The organism is Shewanella sp. NKUCC01_JLK, assembly GCF_019345615.1.
GTDB classification, from domain to species: domain Bacteria; phylum Pseudomonadota; class Gammaproteobacteria; order Enterobacterales; family Shewanellaceae; genus Shewanella; species Shewanella oncorhynchi.
In genome coordinates this window covers 209,110-225,736 of record NZ_JAHKRD010000006.1, presented here as the reverse complement: position 1 = coordinate 225,736, position 16,627 = coordinate 209,110, and the positions used below count along the sequence as shown (strand labels likewise).

Genomic DNA, 16,627 nt, shown 5'->3' with positions numbered 1-16,627 from the left:
TGCTTATGTGAGTTAGCAGGCTTAGGGCGCACCTAAGCCTTTTTTATTTCTCTAATCGCAATTCAAGGTTCCGCAGTAGGCAAATAGGGTATTTGTGGATTGAAATTGGTATACTGGCGCCCAAATTGATAGTCAGCCAATGCTTTGGCTTGGATTTCTCAGGGATCCCCATGAAAAACCTATTTTTATTTTGCCGCGCAGGCTTTGAAAAAGAATGCGCTGCAGAAATCCAACAGCGAGCCGGTGAGCTCAATGTGGGTGGCTTTGTTAAGGCCAACAATAACGACGCTTATGTGGTATACCAATGTTTTGAAGACGACGCTGCTGATACATTAGTCAAACAATTACCTTTAGATTCGCTCATTTTCGCTCGCCAGATGTTTGCTGCTAGCGACTTGTTAGTCGACTTGCCTGAAAATGACAGAATAAGCCCAATCGTTGCGGCGCTCAGTGACGTCAGCAAAGCGGGTGAAGTGCGGGTTGAAACACCTGACACTAACGAAGCGAAAGAGCTCTCGGCTTTTTGCCGTAAGTTCACTGTGCCTTTACGCCAGCATTTGAAAAAATCGGGTAGCTTGCTCGCGCAGGAAAATCCAAAACGTCCGATTATCCACGTGTGTTTTATTGGCCCCGGCCGTGCCTATGTGGGTTATTCCTACAGTAATAACAGTTCGCCACATTTTATGGGCATTCCACGCCTTAAAATGGCGGCGGATGCACCGAGTCGTTCTAGTCTGAAACTCGACGAAGCCTTTGGCCAATTCGTGCCTAAGGAAGAGCAAGAAGAGCGTATTCGCAGTGGCATGAACTCAGTGGATTTGGGCGCTTGCCCTGGTGGCTGGACTTATCAACTGGTGCGTCGCGGCATGTTTGTGTCGGCAGTTGATAATGGCCCTATGGATGAAAAACTGATGGAAACGGGCCAAGTGAAACATTACCGTGAAGACGGTTTCCGTTTCGAACCGCAACGTAAAAATATCTATTGGCTGGTGTGCGACATGGTTGAGAAACCTGCGCGTGTTGCCGAACTGATTGAAGCTTGGGCGATTAACGGTTGGTTTAAGGAAGCGATTTTCAACCTTAAATTACCGATGAAGAGCCGCTATAAAGAAGTCACGGCGATCCTTGAAACCATGCAGACCATTTTAAAGGAAAACGGCATCACTGAGTTTAAGGTGCAGTGTAAACACCTCTACCATGACCGAGATGAGGTCACAGTGCATTTATGGCTGCGCCCTAATACCGCGTGGAATTAATTCCAGTGCTAACCCTGCGGTGATCTTGTTGTCGCTAGAATGGTAATTGTCACGCGGGTATAAAGCCACGCAGGTTTAAAAGCTAGATAACAAAAAGCCCCAAAGGAAACTTTGGGGCTTTTTCGTGTTTATTCATTTGAGTTTCAAGCGCTTGCTTCTTTTAAGCTTTTGCTTGAACAAGCGCGTGATAGGCTCGTCTTAAACGCGCTTAGCATTGAGATCACAGACGTTCAAGCACCGCTTGCGTGAAGTCAGTCGTGCCGTGAGTGCCGCCTAAATCGCGAGTCGTACGGTCGCCTTCTTCAATGACTGCAGATACCGCTTTACGGATTTGCTCAGCTTTGTCAGCCATACCTAGGTATTCCAGCATTTGGATAGACGCTAAAATCACTGAGGTTGGGTTTGCGAGGTTTTTGCCAGCGATATCAGGCGCACTACCGTGAACGGCTTCGAAAATAGCAGCATCACGGCCAATGTTTGCGCCAGGTGCCATACCTAAACCACCCACTAAACCGGCACACAGGTCCGATAAAATGTCACCGAATAGGTTAGTCGTCACGATCACATCGAAGTTTTCTGGGTTCATCACTAACTTCATGCACGTTGCATCGACGATCATTTCTTCTGTCTTGATGTCTGGGTAACGTAGGCTCACTTCACGGGCCACTTTCAGGAACAGGCCTGAAGTTGACTTCATGATGTTAGCTTTGTGCACGATAGTGACTTTTTTACGGTTTTCTTTGCGGGCCAGTTCGTAGGCGAAGGTGGCGATTTGCTCTGCACCTTGGCGAGTGACGATACTAGTGGCTTCTGCCGTTAACCCATCGTCAGACACTTTTTGGCCGTGGCCTGAGTACATGCCTTCGGTGTTTTCACGTACTGTGATGATATCGATATTTTCGTAACGGGCTTGGGTACCTTTGAAAGACAGTACTGGGCGTACGTTAGCATACAGACCGAATTTCTTGCGCAAGGTTACGTTGATAGAAGTAAAGCCTTCACCAACGGGAGTCGTCAGCGGCCCTTTCAGCGTGATACGGTTTTTTTCAATGAGTTCTAAAGTGCGTGCTGGCAGTAACTCGCCTTGCTTTTCAAGTGCAGTCAGGCCGGCATCGGCAAATTCATATTCAAAATCACAGCCCGCTTTATCAAGAATTTTTAAGGCTGAATCAATAATACTTGGGCCAATTCCATCACCTGGAATTACGGTTATCGTTCTTTTTGACATGGAGAAGTCCTTCCACGGTTCGTCGTTACTGCAATTGTCTGCCCCAGTGCTAACTGGATAGCAGGACTATGAATTTGGTATTTTTTCTGCCTATTATTTTAACCATCTTTGGTCAAACTTCACAGGAAATAGTGAGCAATATCACGATTTTTTATGTGGTATAACTTGTAAAAATACTGGGTTCTCACCATGATGGAGAACCAATGGTTAAAAAAGTCTACTTTAGTCTAACAAATATATAAAAGAGGAAGACATTGAAGTTAATCCCTATCACATCTCTGGTTTTGTTATCCCTTGGAATATTGCCAGCAGTGCAGGCTGAAACCAGCACTAAACCGCTCACCCTAACAGACATTATGCATTTTGAATCCCTTGAAAAGCCGGTTATCTCAGATAAGGGGCAAGTCATCGCGGTCGAGTCTGCGCCCGATCGCGGGGATAGTCACGTCATTGTGAAAAATGTCCTGTCGCAGCAAAGCTATCAAATCGCGGGGGGGTCAGATCCCTTGGTGAACCACGATGGTCGTTATGTAGCTGTGGTGGTTAAACCGAGTTTGCTCACGCGTGAAACGAGTGATGCCAAGGCGAAGAAAAAAATCAAATCCGACATGGTGTTGCTCGATACTCAAACTGGCACGCAAATTCGCTTCGAGCGTGTGAAGGAATTTGTGTTCAGTGATGACGGTAAGCATCTGGCGATTGGATTTGAGGCTGATGAAGAGTCCAAAAAAGATGCTGGGCCTAAAACTACCGAAAAACTCGCTGAAGCAGGCACACAAAGCCCTGCGAATATTGATAAGCCAAAGGTCGATAAGTTTGACCAAGGTCGACGTTTTACGTTGCTCAGTTTAGAAGACCAAACAAAGCGAATTGATGTCGAGCAGGTTACTGGCTATGTTTTTGATAAGGCAAGCCGTAGGCTCGTGCTGGCAGTGAACGATATCACCAATAAGCAACATCAATTGCAGTTAGTCGATTTAAACACTCACAAAAAAACCGTTGCCTTTGATTCGCCTAGCCAACAGATTGGTGCGTTAGCGCTGGCTAAAAATGGTCGTTGGCTGGCGTTTACGCAGGGCAAAGATAGCGAGTTACCCTATGGTCGCAGCTATCAGTTATCGCTGGTCGATTTGCAATCGGGTAAAATCAGTAAAACTCCTGAGTCACCTGAGTGGAAACTCAATCGCTACACAAGTTTAAGCTTCTCATTGGATAGCGAACGGCTATTCTTTGGCCGCGTGCCAGAGGTAAGCCAGCAGCTTAGTTTGCAGAAAATCACCGAAGAAAAAGACCTGTTCGATACAAATATTGTCACCGGACAGCGTGGGCTTAAGGTGTGGCATGGGGATGATCCTCGTATTAAGCCTAATGAAATCAAGCAATATGAGGATGAGCAAAAACGCACTTACCTTGCGGTATTGCATTTAGGTTCGAATAACGTGGTGCAGCTTGGCGATAAAACTGTTCCAGATGTGACGATTTCACAACATAAACGTTTTATGTTGGCCAGTTCAGATTTGCCCTATCGCAAGATGGCAACTTGGGCAGGGTTCTACCAAGATTATTATCTGGTCGATATTAATACAGGCAGTAAAGTGCAATTTTTGACACAACAGCCGAGTGATGCCGAGCCTACGCTGTCGGGAAATGGCAAGTATGTGGCTTATTATCAGCAAGGTAATGTGTATCTCTATGATATTGCACAGGACCGTCGCACTAATCTCACCAAATCCCTAAAGGTCAGTTTTGCCGATGAAGACCACGATTATCCATCCAATGCTCCAGGATATGGTTTTGGTCCTTGGCTTAAAAATGATGCGGGTTTCTTGGTTTACGACAAATACGATGTTTGGCAGTTTAATACCGAATCTAAGGCGGGTTTTGCCTTAACCGCAGGTAAAGGGCGTACCCAGAAAATTCAATATCGCCTTGAGGGCTTAGTCGATAATCCCGATGAGCCGGCAGAGCTTGCCTATAACGCTACGGTTTTACTCCACGGTTATAGTGATAAAACCAAGGCCGATGGTTTTTATCAAGCCACCTTGGGCGAAGCAGGCGTGAAGACGTTGATGCAAGGTGAGTATAAGCTGACAGTATTGGGACGCAGTAAAGACGCCGATACTATCGTGTTTTCTAAGGAACGTTTTGACTTATTCCCTGATTTATATACGGCCAGCTATAGCGCACCGCAAAATGCAGTTAAGCAAACCGATTTAGATAAGCAGCGTCAAGCCTTTAACTGGAGCCAATCCGAGTTAGTTCACTGGACAAATGGCGATGGTAAACCGTTAGATGGCGTGCTGATCAAGCCGACGAATTATCAAGCGGGTAAGCGCTATCCTGTACTGGTTTATTACTATCGCTTTATGACGGATAGACTGCATGTCTTCCCGCAGATGAACATTAACCACAGACCTAACTTTGCTTGGTACATCAATAATGGCTATGCGGTGTTCCTACCGGACATTCGCTTTGAAATTGGTTACCCAGGGGCGAGCTCAGTACAAGCGCTCACGTCTGGCGTGCAAAAGCTGATTGAGATAGGCATTGCCGATCCCGATGCTATTGGTTTGCAAGGTCATTCTTGGAGTGGCTATCAAACGGCGTTTGCCATTACTCAAACTAGGATGTTTAAGGCGGCGGTTGCAGGTGCTCCAGTATCGAACATGACCAGTGCCTATAGCGGTATTCGCCACGGTACAGGCATTGCGCGTCAGTTCCAATATGAAACCGGACAGAGTCGTATTGGCGCAAGTTTGTTTGCCGCGCCGCAAAAGTATATTGAAAACTCGCCAGTATTTTATGCTGACCGTATTCAAACGCCTTTGATGATCATGTTTGGTGATAAGGACGATGCAGTGCCTTGGGAACAAGGTGTTGAAATGTACTTAGCCATGCGTCGTGCGGGTAAAGAGGTGGTGTTCTTACAATACGAGGATGAGCCGCATCACTTGAAAAAGTACCCGAACAAGCTCGATTACAGCATTCGCATGATGCAATATTTCGACCATTATTTGAAGGGAAAACCCGCGCCAGAATGGCTCAGCAAAGGTGAAGCCTATGTCGAGTATAAGGCCGATGATGAATAGGCAATTGGTTTAGTTGTTTTACAATTGAGTCAATTCGTTGATTGTCAAAATAAAAACGCCACCGATTCGGTGGCGTTTTTATTTAACTGTCAGTCGTATTTATTTACTGGTTAATGTCTCTTGGGCAGAGTTGAGGGCTGTGTCAGTATCTGCATCGAGATATTGCTTATAGGTATCTTGACCCCAAGCAATCAATTGATCATTTTTAAAAATAAGTGGGGTACATTCCTCTTTCGTGGTCACACCGTCTGATTTTTCATGGTGAGTGCGATAAAAGAGCACCTGTAGCTTGGTTTCTTTTACGGCTTTGGCCTCTGAAAAGTCAGCTTTACCTAGTAACTGTTTTACTGAAACGATATTTTGCCCTAGCGCTAACTCGTTCATTTTTTGGCTGTTATAGGACTGTCGGTCCTCCCAACTCATGTCATCTGGCGTAGGTTCATAAACGAGTACCACCACAGCGACAAAGGCGACGTAGGCGGCGAAAATGCTACCGATGATTACCGAAACTTTTGATTTCATTTACAGTTATTCCTTTACCTCATTAAATGAGTCACGTTATTACGTCCATAAAATACGCTTTTGTTGTTCTAAGGTAAATGCGTTAATTGCAACTTTATATTAACAGATGTTTAGGCTGGATTGATTGGGTTTTCAGGCAGGCAGTTATTATCAGGTAAGGAGTTCATCACGCGAAAATCTTTTAAATTAATATTGAGTGGCAGGTCTGTTTGTAACTGCGCGAGCTTATAGCTGAGTCTTGCCATCTCCTTACCTTCGGCAAGTTTTTTGGCTTGTTTAGCGCCTAAGTTAGATAGCGATGAAAACAAGGTTGGTAAGCTTCTAAAGGTTTTCAATAATTCGGCAGCCGACTTAGGGCCTATGCCCGCAATACCTGGAATTTTATTACCGCTATCGCCAGCTAATGCCATCAAGTCGAGAAATTGACTGCGTTCGACACCGAGTTTTTGTTCCAATGCAGCGATATCTAAGTACTGCTGATTAAAGTGATCCCACTGGCTGATTTGGCGATGATTGAGCTGACTAAAACCTTTGTCGGTGGACACTATAATGGCTTCACCCTGCGCTTTGGCGGTTTTTATCGCTAGAGTGGCAATCACATCATCGGCTTCAGCCGCCGCATAAATAGATCCAATGTTCATCATGGTTAAGTGATCTTGCAGCGCAGCAAGGCCTTTTGCCAGCGGCTCCGGCATAGGTTTACGGCCTTTCTTATAATCGGGGTAAAGCTGTTTACGCCATGAGACTTCATCACCGTCCCACACGATAGCTACATGGGTTGGGCGATGCACACGCAGCAGTTTAGTGCACGCCAAACTGACGCGCTCTGTGAGGCTTTGCATATCGGATTCATCGGGGATCGCCGCATAGATGCGGCGAACCAAGTTGAGACCATCGATGATTAAAAACTTGTTCATGGGGTGTTGTTGCTTCGCTCTCTATTTCACTATTTGATAGCAAGGAATATAGGCGCTTCCTGGAAGCTTCATTCTTTGTTGTTGTACAAATGCACTTAAAAGTTTATCCATCATATCCATGAGCTTAGGATCGCCTTTTAATTGGAAGGGGCCATCACGCTCTATGTGCTTGATTGTTTCTGACTTGACGTTACCCGCCACTATACCCGAAAACGCTTTACGCAGGTTGGCGGCAAGTTCGGCTTTATTGGTTTGGAAGTGTAGATCTAAGTTTGCCATCACTTCGTGGCTTGGGATAAAAGGTAACTGAAACTCAGACTCAATCTTCAGTGCCCACTGATATTGGTAAGCATCACCCGTTGAGCGGCGATAGGCTTTTACTTGCTCCATTCCTTGCTTCATGATGCGTGCCACTTCAGTGGGATTATCTATGATAATTTGGTACTTTTTCTGAGCTTCGGGTCCTAAGGTTGAGGCAATAAACTCATCAATCTTAATGAAGTAATCTGCGCTCTCCGTTGGGCCTGTGAGTATCAGCGGGAAAGGCGTTTGTTGGTTTTCTTCGTTAAGTAAAATACCCAATATATAGAGCAATTCTTCAGCCGTGCCAGCACCGCCAGGGAAGATAATAATACCATGGCCTAAGCGCACGAAAGCTTCGAGGCGCTTTTCAATATCGGGTAAGATCACCAGTTCATTGACAATTTGATTCGGTGGCTCGGCGGCAATAATACTTGGTTCAGTTAAACCAATATATCGTGCATTTTTAATCCGTTGTTTGGCATGACCTATCGCCGCACCTTTCATCGGACCTTCCATCGCGCCAGGACCACAGCCAGTGCAAATATCTAATTCTCTCAGGCCAAGTTGATAACCTACCTCACGTGTGTACTGGTATTCAATGGCATTAATACTGTGTCCGCCCCAACAGACGACCACATTAGGGTCTTTCATCGGTGCTATCGCCCTCGCATTACGCAGAATATCAAACACCACATTGGTGATATGGTGGGCATTGGTCAGATTAATGTGTTTTAGTGAGTCATATCTATCACTGATATAAAGGATATCGCGTAAGACAGAGAACAGATGTTCCTGAATTCCCGTGATAATTTGACCATCGACAAAGGCTTGTTCGGGGGGATTGATCAGTTCTAATTTTACACCGCGCTCCCGTTGTAGAACGTTGATGTCGAAATCATGGTATTGCTCGAATAGGGCTTTAGAGTTGTCGGTTTTTAAACCCGCGGCAAGCACTGCTAAGGAGCAGTTGCGGTACAGTTGGTATAGGGCACTTTTGGCACTATTTTTGAGTCGATCAACTTCAAGTTGCGAAAGCTGATCCATGCTGCCTTTTGGGCTGACTTTTACTATCATTTACCACTCCTTCGTCATGACAGGAGTGATTAGAGGAGGCGTATAGTGGGGCTTAATTATACGTCAATCACAACCCTGTCTCTGCTTTCGTGTTTCGCTTTGTAAAGTGCTGCATCGGCGCGTTCAAAGGTCTCATGTATGAGTTCACTTCCCATAACTTGCGCAGCCCCTATAGATACTGTAACTGTAATTCTCTGATTTTTAAATTTAAATGGAATATTTTTTACTTTCTCGCGCACTCTGTTTAAAAGTTGAGCGATATCAGCAGGGGCCACATCAGGTAATAGCAGTACAAATTCTTCGCCGCCATAGCGGGCTACAAATTCTGTATCTCGCAGGGAGTTTTTCAATGCCATTGCTATAACTTGCAAGGTTTTATCACCTGTGCTGTGGCCAAAACTGTCATTGATGGTTTTGAAGTGATCGATATCGGCAACGGCAACCCACAACGGGGACTTATGCCGTTGATAGTTACGGTATTCTAGCTCCATGCGCTCTTCTAATGCAGCACGGTTAGGCAATTGAGTTAAGCTGTCGAGTAAGTTGAGTTTTTGTTGTTCAAACAAACGCTCTTTGTAGGTGTTAGCCTCACTACTTAACTCATTAAGCTCTTTGCGCATTGTCTCCATCGACTTGCGCAGCAGAGCTTGCTCTCTTTGCTCTAGGGCTTCTTTACGGGCTAATGCCGAGCGGATAGAGTTAAGTTGCTCTGTTAGTTGAGCTTTAAGGTCAACGACGTTTTCCACATCGATAATGATTTCACCGGCGTTATCTACGCGGGTGTTAATCTCACGATTCAGCTGGGTTTTTAATTGGAAGCTACGTTGATTGTGATTGTAAGATTCGCTCACCACCTCACGTACCGCGGCTAAGGCATCATTGAGTGCAAACAAAAACTCTTGGGATGCCGATTTCTCGCGGGCGATGTTATCAAGCAATAACGCTAAAATGGTTTGGTAGGCTTCGAGCAAGCTATCAACTTCAATCTCAGAAGAGAGTACTTCTTTGATCACTAATACTTGGTCACGTTGATCTTTACGGAACTCGATTTCCGAAATCATCTGCGCCAGCTCATGGGCTAGCTGCCTGTGTTTTGGTAAGACATCAAGCTTTTCAGATTCGCTAAATTGTAGCTGTAATATGGTTTCGTAGAAGCCAATGATTTGCTTAACTTTAGGTATATATTCCCACACAGTATGAAAAGGTTTAGCCAGATCTTGCTTGAAGTAATTGACTTCTTTTTTGAGCTTTTCAGGTGCAGAGTTAACGCGTTGGATCTGACGGATCACCTGTGACAAACCAGTACGACTCTCTTCGAGTTGTACCATCACATGGTGATATTGGCCTTTTAGCAGGCGCTCGACATCAACTAATTCTGGCAATGCCTCATCGACTCGCTCAAACGTATTTAAGTTATGGCGCAGTTTGGCGAGTTTATTATCCAGCTCAAGATTTTGCCCTTTACAGGCGAGGCTTAAGTGACCAATAAATTGGAGTAATGTCTGTAACTTTGCATTTCTATCTTCATTAACTTCATCAAGGGCAAGTTTGGCCGAATGGAGTTTCTGTTGCAGCAAGGCAAGTTGTGAAACTGTAGCGCTTGAATCCTTCATCCTGAGTATTGTCCTAACTCTGCAAGGCTAAAAAACATGACAATCCTATGTCCAGATTAGCTGTTAACTCATATGATACTAATGTTATAACACTGGGCGTAGAGTGCAAATGCGATTTGCCTGTGACTCTGTGATTAATTACCGATATTGATCAAATATTTTCCAATAATTGCCTATCTTGGTTATTTTCCCAGCAAGGCCAGCGAACATCCTCTTTAATGCCGTTGGTCTCTAATCTGATTAATCCACGCTCAATGCCTTTTTCAAGGTGCAAAAATAACGGGTTTGCAAATAAGCTCAAAGGAACAAAGTCGAGGGCTCTGAGAGCGACATAATAGTCGTTATTACCACCTAAACTACGGGCACAGGCAAGCGCCATCTGCACTGTTTCAAATTTTAATTTCGCGGCCATTTTAATTTCTGATTTCGCTAAAAGTGGCAAATGCGCAAAGCCAAGACGGAAATGATGTGAGATTTGCTGTTGATCGAGTTTCAGGCGTACTTGGCTGAGTATTTGTGTCGGCTCAATAGGTTGCGTGAAACGAACCGCAAATACCCCTTGGCGTACCACATAAACAGATGCTGCGAGTGCATCCGTTAGATGATTGGCAATTTGCGCTGTTACTGCATCACTAAAATATTGGCCATAGTCCAGATCCGTCGTAAGTTGGGTGGGGAAGGCGATAATCCCGAGTGCCGTTGTGGATTCCTGACTTTGATTATGGCTTAAGTGCGCTAATAATGCGGCATACCCTAAATTGTGAGTGAAGGGTTCCTGTAGCGTTAATTGAGTTAATGCCGCGTTTTTAGCCGTTATTTTGCGGCGATTTTGTAGCATGAAAATAATCACTAGCAGCAAGAGTCCGGCAATAAGGCTGCAAATGAGCAGTAGCGTGTGAGTGTTGTTGCTTTCTTTCACTGTCTCAACGAGTTTTCCCTGTAGCATGTTGAGCTCAAGTTTAAGCTGTTGCTCTGCAAGGGCAGAGGCCGACACTGGGGAGTCTTTATCTGTCTCGGCTGGCTTTTTACTTAGCTCAATGATACGGGCTTGGGCATCGATGGTTTTTGATAATTCACCTAATTTTTGCGCCGCCGAGGCGATAAGGGTGAGTGCGGATTTTTGTTCATCGACCAGTTTTAAATCGACCGCGAGTGCTAATGCGATATCGGCATGGGCCATCATCAGCGGCCAATCTTGGTTGGTTTGGGCGATTTCACCAATTAAGAGTTCGTTATAAACTTGATAGTGATGGCTTTGTTTTTCTTTGAATATTTGATTGGCCATCAGTAAATATTTTAGGGCGTTAACATTGTCTTTAATATTTGAGTAGGCTTGTCCTAAATTATGGAAATTAAGCCCTTGTGCGATGTAGTTACCGCGTTTTGCATCTAATTGCTGGGCATTTAGGTAGTAATCAATCGCTTTATGCCAATCCCCTTGTTCACCATAGACCATAGCGATCACTGTCATACAACTTGAAAGATAAGTGTCATTGCCCATTTTTTTAAATCCAGCCGCGGCTTCATGAGCGTTTTTAAGCGCTTCATCCCACTGCTTTAAATCACGATATACCTTAGAAAGTTGTAATTGCAGATTGGTTTTCATTGATGGGTAATTAGAACGATTGGAGATCCGAATCGCTTCACTATAATGCTGTAGTGATTTTGTAAGCTGTTGATTAAAATTGTAATAAAAGCCAAGCCTCGCTTCAGCCGCCGCGATTAAGTAATCGTTTCTGAGTTTATAGGCAATGTCGCGGTATGTGTGGAAGTGCATCAGTGCAGGCACTTCCTGGCGGATCAATAAATGTAAGCCACCTAGATGTTCATGAATATTGTGTTTAAGAATTAATGCTTCGATGTCATAGCTGTCGTTGATGCGGGTGAGCGCTTCGTTATAAAGACCAATCGCTTCTTGATATTTCTGTTCAGTACGGCCAAGGTAACGGCCATTTAACATGGCGACCATGGCAAGTTCATAGGGCGATTGCGCCGCAGTCGATAGGAGTTCAATCAAGCTTTTTGCGTTTTGAAAATCGACCTTGGTTTTAACGTTTGGCTCCATATTGAGGCGGGCCAGTAAATACAAAATCTGTTCAAATTCGAGTGGATTGTAGCCTTGCTCTTGGGCTGCGCGCTCAAATTGGTCACGGTTTTGAAATGCGAGGGGAAAGGAAATCGTTTTGTTGAGCGCATCATACATTTGCTGCGGTGATTCTCTTAACTCAACCTCATCCGCTTCGAGATCTCGGCTTTGGACTGTAAAAGGCAGTGACAGCAACAGAGTAAATAAAATAACCGTGAGTTTTTGCATTTGAACTGTGATTCCTCATTCCTTTAGTCAAGGAACTTATTTTGTTAGCTTTTGTTAGCGCCTAATGAGGATGCTACATCGGCTTGTTATACTTGGAAAAATCATAAGAAGCATAATAACAGAAGGAAGCAAGAGTGAAACCCAACAGACTATCAATCTTGATATTGAGCGCATTATTTTCGGGTCAAGTATTGGCCGATGTGAAATACCAAATCGACCTTATTAAACCCGAACACCATATTGCCCAAGTGAGTGTCACTTTTCCTGAAGTGAAGACGAACGATTTTACGGTGAATCTCCCTGTGTGGCGGACGGGCAAATATCAAGTATTGCCTTTGGCCGATGGTGTGCGCTTATTTAGTGCTAAAGATAGTCAAGGTCATGAACTGCAATGGAAGCGCACCGCGAGCGGTGAATGGCAAGTGGCGCTCACGCAGCCAACCCGTGTTACCGTCAGTTATCAATTGTACGCTAATGAATTAGGCCAAAGGGTGCGCCATATTGACGCGAGCCATGCCTATTTGGATGCTAGCGGTGTGTTCATGTACAGTCCGCAATTTCGCTCTGAACCAATATCCGTAGAATTAAAAGTGCCTAAAAATTGGCAAAGTTACTCTGGGATGTCATCGGGTAAGGCCGCTCATTCCTTTATTGCCCCTAATTATGATGTGTTGATCGACTCCCCGATTGAAACTGGTGTGAGTACTCATAAACAATTTAGTGCTAATGGTAAAAACTATGAATTGGTGTTTTGGGGGGAAGGTAACTATGACACGGACAAAATAGTAAAAGATCTTAAAGCCTTAAGCGGTCAAGCTAAGGTGATTTGGGATGATTATCCTTTTGATCGTTACGTTTATATGGTGCATGCAACGAGTGGTGCCAGTGGCGCGACAGAACATTTAAACTCTACTGTCATTCAACTGCCGCGCTTTAGTTTCCGTGAACGCAAGGACTACCTGCGCTTTATTAGCACTGCATCCCATGAGTTTATCCATACCTGGAACGTGAAGGCTTATCGCCCCGAGGGATTAGTTCCCTATGATTATCAACATGAAAATATGACGGAATTACTGTGGATGGCTGAAGGTTCTACCAGTTATTTTCAAGATCAGTTGCTGTTGCGGGCTGGAGTGATAACAGTTAAAGAGTTCCTCGAAGATTTAGCCAAGCGCGTCGAGAAAAACCAACTCAATCCAGGTCGTGAAACTCAATCTGTGGCAGAGGCGAGTGCAGGGGAGTGGAGCAGTATCGGTGGCGATTATGCCATTAACCACAGTGTAAATATTTACTCAGAGGGCTACTTAACCTCTTTAGCCTTAGATTTTTCATTGCTGCAAGACTCCGAGCTTAAGTATTCATATCGCGATGTGCACCGTCGTTTATATCAAGATCATCGCGTACCAAAAGGCTATGGTGTTAGTGATGTTCAGTACATTCTTAAAGACTTATCTGGCAAAGATTATGCGTCTTGGTGGCAAGCCAATGTGAATAGTCCCATGAGTTTAGATTTCCCAGAATTATTATCACAGGCAGGGTTAAATCTGTCCTATGGTAAAGATTCAAAAGCTGAGGCATTTGCGGGAATGACCTTGAGCAGTACCCATGGCTCTTTAGTGTTAGACCAAGTGTTGCGTAATGGTCCTGCTTGGCAAGCGGGCATAGTTGCGGGGGATGAAGTATTAGCGATTAATGGTCTCAAGGTGACTGCTGCGGGTTTCTATAAGCGCATCAAAGACTTTAAGGTTGGCGATAGTGTAGAGGTGATATTATTTAGCAACGATAAAATCAAGCAAGTACAGCTCATCCTTGGCGAGCAGCAAAGCGGTAAGCTAGTGCTCAAGGGGGATGCAAAAGCGACTAAACAGCAAAAAGCTTTCTTCAAGACTTGGTTAGGCATTGATTGGCCGTTTGACAATAAAGGCGAGTTAGCGACTAAAGCTTAATGTGGTTAGGACTTCATCTTTAGCATCTAAATGCCTTTGTCTTAAAGCCACCTAAAGTAAAATCGTCACAAAAAAGGCGCAACCATTATTTTGATGGGGCGCCTTTTCTTATCTTGTACGGCTCAGTCTAACAAGCGAATTGCAGATCTCGTCTGCTTAACGATTTCTGCTTAAACTTGTGCGTCTTCGAGTCCACCAAGGGCGGCCACGAGTGCATGCATCAAGGCGACTAACTCGCTGCCCATTAGGGCAAAGTCTGCATCTAAACGGGCCATAGGATCGTCAGTGCCGACTTCATCGTTCCCTGCTCTAAATTCTTCAGAGAATTTAAGGCGCTTCACGCTGGCATCTGATTGCAATAATAGTGCAATCGATTGGCCGAAATGCAGCGCTAACTTGTGTACTTGCTTACCTGTAGCTAAGTGAGCTAACACTTCGTCTTCTTTCAAATCCTGCTGCTTAAAGCGCACAATTCCGCCTTCATCAGCTTCAGATTTTAGCTCGGCTTCGTCTTGCATTTCAAAGGGTAATGGTGCGCTGCCAAGTTTTAACCATTCAGTTAAATTGGATTCGACTGGCGCTTTAAAGCTCAGTGGGATCACAGGTAAACTGCCGAGAGCTTTACGTAATAACGCTAATAATTCTTCGGCCTTAGTGGCACTTGAACTATCAACGAGGATCATTTCTAGCTCAGGCAAAATCAAGGCGTGGGTTTGGCTTCGACGCGAAAAAGCGCGTGGCAGTAGGCTAGTGATGATTTCATCTTTTAGCGCATCTTTTTCTTTTTTCGCCAGTTTACGATTTTCTTCATCTTCAATGAGAGCCACTTTTTCTTCTAAGGCTTCTTTGATGACTTGGCCTGGCAGAATTTTCTCTTCTTTAGTCACGCAGATCAGATGGCGATTGTCAGCGCTATGGACCAAAGAACTGCCTTTTTTGCCTAACGCATTTGAGAAACCAAATTTACTGACATCTTGGCTTGAGCAGGGGGAGAAAGTGAAATCGGCCAACGCAGTTTCTAGCGCTTCGGTTTCGACGGCAAAAGGTTTATTGAAACGATAAAGAGTAAGATTTTTAAACCACATAAGAGGCGCCCATTGAAAATTAAAGTGGCAGTTTACGGCATAGTTTGGACGGGGTAAACCTGTGTTCAATAGCTGATTTTTAACGGAAGATCAGAATTCATTAAACTGTAACATAATAATTAGCTTAGCTGCAGCCTGCATTTTTACTGGGTTTTGTGCCTGGCTTCACGTCAGCTTTTTTGCTCGCCAACGTTAATGGTCACAATTGAAATAAAATTGAAACACATTCATTGCAAACTTTCGGTCGTTCCAAACCAATAACCAAGACGAACATAACGTCGAAAGGATTAAATGATGAACGTTTTTTGTAAAACTCTACTTGCTTCTGCGCTAGCTTCTGCAACTCTGGCTTCAGCTAATGCCGCTGAGCCACTGACTGTTTATGGTAAGTTGAATGTCACTGCTCAATCAAATGATGAGAAAGGTGATGCTACAACAACTATTCAAAGTAATGCTTCTCGTTTTGGTGTGAAGGGTGATTTTGCGCTGTCTAGCTCGCTGGAAGCTTTCTACACAGTGGAATATCAAGTTGATACAGGTGCAGCATCAAGCGATAACTTTACTGCACGTAACCAATTTGTTGGTTTGAAAGGCGCATTTGGTTCGTTCTCTGTGGGTCGTAATGATACCTTGTTGAAAATTTCTCAAGGTGATGTTGATCAGTTTAACGACCTTTCAGGTGACTTAGGTAAGCTGTTCAAGGGTGAAGTTCGTGCTGCTCAAACGGCGACTTACCTTACGCCTTCCTTTGGTGATTTTGTATTTGGTGTTACCTATGTTGCCGAAGGAAATGATGTAAAAGGTCAATTTGCTCAAGATGGTTTTAGCTTAGCGGCCATGTATGGTGATGCGAAACTGAAGAAAACACCCGTTTATGCATCTCTTGCTTATGACTCTGATGTGTCTGGATATGAGATTGTTCGTGCCAGCTTACAAGCTAAGTTAGCCGGTATTAAACTGGGTGGTATGTACCAGCAACAAGAGCAAACCTATAAATTTGATTCTGCAACGTCGATGCCAGTTGAAGTCACTGCAGAAAGTGCTAACGGCTATCTATTAAGCGCTGCCTATGATATCGATGCTGTTACTTTAAAAGCTCAGTTCCAAGATATGGAAGAACTTGGTGATTCATGGTCGGTAGGTGCAGACTACAGTTTAGGTAAGCCAACTAAACTATTCGCTTTCTACACGAACCGCTCGTTAGAAGCGTCTACAGATGATGACAAATACATTGGTGTTGGCTTAGAACACAAATTCTAAATCCAGCATTAAAACTCAAT

11 protein-coding genes are annotated in these 16,627 nt (G+C 44.4%); 4 read left to right on the top strand and 7 right to left on the bottom strand.

Annotation, left to right across the window (positions count from 1 at the left end; genetic code table 11):
* Window positions 1–170 precede the first annotated feature (170 nt).
* A complete protein-coding gene (rlmM, locus tag KO537_RS08680) occupies window positions 171–1,256 on the top strand; it encodes a 23S rRNA (cytidine(2498)-2'-O)-methyltransferase RlmM (protein WP_219234259.1) in 1,086 nt (361 codons plus the stop codon).
* A gap of 220 nt (window positions 1,257–1,476) precedes the next feature.
* Here the strand turns inward: rlmM and KO537_RS08675 are convergent, their stop codons facing one another.
* Entirely contained in the window at window positions 1,477–2,484 is a 1,008-nt protein-coding gene (locus tag KO537_RS08675) for an isocitrate dehydrogenase (RefSeq protein WP_219234258.1), read from the bottom strand.
* Between the two features lie 254 nt (window positions 2,485–2,738).
* Between KO537_RS08675 and KO537_RS08670 the strand changes: the two genes are divergently transcribed.
* Window positions 2,739–5,573: a prolyl oligopeptidase family serine peptidase gene (locus KO537_RS08670; protein ID WP_219234257.1), complete on the top strand. Its 2,835-nt coding sequence runs from the start codon at window positions 2,739–2,741 to the stop codon at window positions 5,571–5,573.
* Window positions 5,574–5,672: 99 nt separating this feature from the next.
* Here the strand turns inward: KO537_RS08670 and KO537_RS08665 are convergent, their stop codons facing one another.
* The 5 genes from KO537_RS08665 to KO537_RS08645 all read right to left on the bottom strand — a co-directional run bounded on the left by KO537_RS08665 (window position 5,673) and on the right by KO537_RS08645 (window position 12,316).
* On the bottom strand, window positions 5,673–6,095 hold the full coding sequence (locus tag KO537_RS08665; RefSeq protein WP_219234256.1) for a DUF3192 domain-containing protein: 423 nt from the start codon (window positions 6,093–6,095) through the stop codon (window positions 5,673–5,675).
* A gap of 110 nt (window positions 6,096–6,205) precedes the next feature.
* Window positions 6,206–7,012, bottom strand: coding sequence for a flap endonuclease Xni (gene xni, locus KO537_RS08660; protein WP_049821740.1), 807 nt, complete (start codon window positions 7,010–7,012; stop codon window positions 6,206–6,208).
* Window positions 7,013–7,033: 21 nt separating this feature from the next.
* Window positions 7,034–8,389, bottom strand: a complete 1,356-nt coding sequence (gene ppnN / locus KO537_RS08655; RefSeq protein ID WP_028760679.1) for a nucleotide 5'-monophosphate nucleosidase PpnN — start codon at window positions 8,387–8,389, stop codon at window positions 7,034–7,036.
* A 56-nt stretch (window positions 8,390–8,445) separates the two neighbouring features.
* On the bottom strand, window positions 8,446–10,002 hold the full coding sequence (locus KO537_RS08650; RefSeq protein ID WP_219234255.1) for a GGDEF domain-containing protein: 1,557 nt from the start codon (window positions 10,000–10,002) through the stop codon (window positions 8,446–8,448).
* A 151-nt stretch (window positions 10,003–10,153) separates the two neighbouring features.
* Window positions 10,154–12,316 (bottom strand): tetratricopeptide repeat protein, encoded by a 2,163-nt coding sequence (locus KO537_RS08645; protein WP_219234254.1) that lies wholly within the window; start codon window positions 12,314–12,316, stop codon window positions 10,154–10,156.
* A 134-nt stretch (window positions 12,317–12,450) separates the two neighbouring features.
* Between KO537_RS08645 and KO537_RS08640 the strand changes: the two genes are divergently transcribed.
* On the top strand, window positions 12,451–14,262 hold the full coding sequence (locus KO537_RS08640) for a PDZ domain-containing protein (RefSeq protein ID WP_219234253.1): 1,812 nt from the start codon (window positions 12,451–12,453) through the stop codon (window positions 14,260–14,262).
* A 170-nt stretch (window positions 14,263–14,432) separates the two neighbouring features.
* Here KO537_RS08640 and rdgC read toward each other — a convergent pair whose 3' ends face one another.
* On the bottom strand, window positions 14,433–15,347 hold the full coding sequence (gene rdgC, locus KO537_RS08635; protein ID WP_113941038.1) for a recombination-associated protein RdgC: 915 nt from the start codon (window positions 15,345–15,347) through the stop codon (window positions 14,433–14,435).
* Between the two features lie 291 nt (window positions 15,348–15,638).
* Here rdgC and KO537_RS08630 point away from each other — a divergent pair, with 291 nt between their 5' ends.
* A complete protein-coding gene (locus tag KO537_RS08630; protein WP_168823290.1) occupies window positions 15,639–16,607 on the top strand; it encodes a porin in 969 nt (322 codons plus the stop codon).
* Window positions 16,608–16,627 lie beyond the last annotated feature (20 nt).